At 39.6% G+C, this 3,206-nt stretch carries 2 protein-coding genes and 1 pseudogene; 2 read left to right on the top strand and 1 reads right to left on the bottom strand.

What is annotated here, in order from left to right:
* Positions 1-757 precede the first annotated feature (757 nt).
* Positions 758-2,356: an ABC-F family ATP-binding cassette domain-containing protein gene (locus tag CIK94_RS02610; protein ID WP_094421161.1), complete on the top strand. Its 1,599-nt coding sequence runs from the start codon at positions 758-760 to the stop codon at positions 2,354-2,356.
* Between the two features lie 146 nt (positions 2,357-2,502).
* A complete protein-coding gene (locus CIK94_RS02605; RefSeq protein ID WP_094421159.1) occupies positions 2,503-2,826 on the top strand; it encodes a multidrug efflux SMR transporter in 324 nt (107 codons plus the stop codon).
* 188 nt (positions 2,827-3,014) lie between these two features.
* Here CIK94_RS02605 and CIK94_RS02600 read toward each other — a convergent pair.
* Positions 3,015-3,206 (bottom strand): annotated as a pseudogene (locus CIK94_RS02600) (IS1380 family transposase); the annotation flags it as partial.

Below are 3,206 nucleotides of genomic sequence, written 5' to 3'. Positions count from 1 at the left end.
TCGAATTTTATTTGTTCCTTTGCAGCGCCTTGTTACGATTTTCGCTTGTTTTCTAATTGCAACACTAAGATAAGTGAAAAATCTGACACGGCAAAATCCTAGGCAACTTATTGTTGCTCAGGAACTTGTAAATAATGTTAAACTGTAGTGTTGCGGAATTAAGGTCATACTAAAAAAACTTAAAACGATAAAAATAATATTCTTCTGAGCAATGACATCGGTAAAAAATCAAGACTTTACATCCATTTCATCTCATCCGTCCACGTTTATCCATCCACGCCTATATATAAGGGCGTGGATGGATAAACTTACGGACAACGGATATCGCAAGAAAAACTATTTACAATATTAACATCTACCTGCCCGCTCAAAACCCATAGTTACGTTTCCGAATTTTCCCAGTTAGAAAAATTTTCATGCCCAACTGGAAAAAAATATTTTTCTAACTGGGAAAAAATAATTCTGCAACAAGGCATTTTTCCTCCCTTTTCATTGCTTGTCAAGGCACCAAGTCAGAATTAAGCCTGATGAGAAGCACAGTAGCTTTTTTCCTAAAAAAACATAAAAACTTGCGATTCGTTCTCTTTTCTCATATAGAAGTAGTACCTTTGCAGCCTAATTAATTATTCGCAATCATGTAAAAAAGAACAGTTATACACAAAATACTAATTGCTGGATGGGCAGAATTAATAATGCCCAGTGTATAACTTATGCTTTATTCCCTTATTGTCTAACATTTTAATGATTGTGAATAATTATGAGCTTACAGATTCAAGGTTTATCATATATACACCCTAACAAAGACATCTTATTTCAAAACATCAACTTCAGCATTTCATCAGGGGAGATATGTGCTATTATTGGTAATAACGGTGTAGGAAAATCTACACTTTTGAAAATCATAGCAGGAAAACTTTGTCCTGCGACAGGAAATGTCTCGTGTGATGGCATACTATACATGATACCACAGCATTTCGGGCAATTCAATGGTATGAGTGTTGCGGAAGCATTAGGGCTGGCAGACAAGTTAAATGCCTTGTCAATTATTTTAAATGGTCATGGTACAGAGAAAGAATACGAATTGCTTAACGACGAATGGGACATTCAGGAACGTGTGATTGAGGCCTTTTCACGATGGCAAATAGGTCATATTACTACAGACATGCTTATGGAAGACCTCAGCGGTGGCGAGAAAACAAAAGTGTTTCTTGCAGGACTGGATATTTACAATCCTTCCGTTATCTTGATGGATGAACCTACAAATCATCTTGATACGACTGGCAGGACTTTGTTATATAAATACATTGCCCATACAAACCACGCGACTATCATTGTCAGCCACGACAGAACATTATTAAATATGCTTTCCGTGATTTATGAAATGTCTCCGACTGGCATGCGGTTCTATCCAATGAATTATGATGAGTATCGGAAAACCGTCGATGCGGAAATTGAGGCGAGAGTGATACAACTGGAAAATCAACAGAAAGAACTTGCAAAAGCCGAGAAGTCTGCCCGCAAAACCATGGAACGTCAACAGAAACACGCTTCAAGAGGGGAAAAGCAGAGCGCAAAGAAATGTGTGGCACGCATTTCCATGGGGTTGTTGCGTGACAAATCGGAAGCAACCACTGCACGACTGAATAAAGTGCAACAAGAAAAGATGGAGGCAATGAGACAAGAGATACATGAAATGCGATCGTCCATCAATGAATGTATGAATATAAAAATTGACATTGGCAATGCTCTTTTAGCCAGTAGAAAATTGCTCGTAGAAGCGAAAAATGTTTCCTTCAAATATGCGGGACGGAATACGATGTGGTTGCAAGCTCCTTTGAATTTATCCATATTCAGTGGTGAACGCATTCGAATTCAAGGAAATAACGGCTGTGGCAAAAGCACCTTACTCAAACTGATAACAGGCGCATTGCAGCCTACAAGTGGTGAGATGTTTCGCAATGAAACACTGAACATACTGCATCTTGACCAAGAATACTCATGCATTGATAATGAACTGACGGTTTACGGTCAGTTGGAGGCTTGTGGCTCCAAGAGACCGGAACACGAACTTAAGATGCTGTTGAACCGTTTTTTGTTTACATCTTCTACGTGGGATAAGAAATGTGGAAATCTTAGTGGTGGGGAGAAAATGAAACTTGCCTTATGTCACCTGATTGTCTGTGACAATGCTCCAGATATGATTATCGCAGACGAGCCAACCAATAATATTGACATTGCAAGTATGGACATACTGGCTACAACATTGAAGAACTATAAAGGAACACTTCTTGTGGTCAGTCACGATGAACAATTTATTCATGACGTGGGTATAGAGCGGACAATAAACATTTCCTAATGGGACTTGTCAAGACAAGTAATAGTGTTCTTATGTTATTTTCTTGAAAAAAGCACCTGAATCTCACTATTTTTTTGTAAATTTGCAGCGCCTTAGAAGGAGTCGCCGAGAATTCTTGCAGCCCTCGAACAGGCTTTGAATCATTTATGAATTGGATTATACTAATTATAGCCGGCTTCTGCGAAGTCGGATTTACTTACAGCCTCGGAAGGGCAAAATCCGTTGAAGGCCTTGCATGGTGGGGCTGGATTGCCGGATTCCTCGTGTTCACAATTATGAGCATGGGATTGTTGGCAAGAGTCACTCAGACACTGCCGATAGGCACAGCCTATGCCGTATGGACTGGCATAGGGGCTGTTGGAACTGTTTTGGTGGGAATCATCTTTTTCCACGAACCATCAACCTTTTGGCGTTTGTTCTTCATCTTCACATTGATATCATCAATTATCGGACTTAAAATCGTATCTTAATATGATAAAAAACTTAATCCTCAAATCCGCAACAGACTTCAAGTGGCTCTCAATTCATAATTAAACATTTGATTCTATCCGACTTCTGCTATAATTTTAAAAAAATCCTCTTTATTCCGCCCAGCATCCCCTTACCCCATAATGCGACTTGAGGTAATACGCAGTTACAGCCCATAAAGCGAATGTTGTCATCCAAAGTCCGTCTTAAACGGTTTCTCGTAGGCATCATTGCATGTGTAGATGTTGAGTACAGATTGCCTTGCAGTCATGATCCACTTGGCAGGTACGGAGATGAATCTGAAGACAAAAGCCTTTATGCGACTCGTTTTCTTGAGCCCAAAAGCCTTGGTGTCAAGCCTGCTCATGATGGTCTTGTAGAA

The organism is Prevotella sp. P4-51 (assembly GCF_002251455.1).
Lineage (GTDB): Bacteria > Bacteroidota > Bacteroidia > Bacteroidales > Bacteroidaceae > Prevotella.
Note: the sequence above shows the minus strand (reverse complement) of the source record. Positions and strands in the feature narration are given on the sequence as shown.

Coding starts and splice junctions, on each gene's coding strand:
- CIK94_RS02605 (WP_094421159.1), top strand. CDS start 2,503: ATGAATTGGATTATACTAATTATAGCCGGCTTCTGCGAAGTCGGATTT.
- CIK94_RS02610 (WP_094421161.1), top strand. CDS start 758: ATGAGCTTACAGATTCAAGGTTTATCATATATACACCCTAACAAAGAC.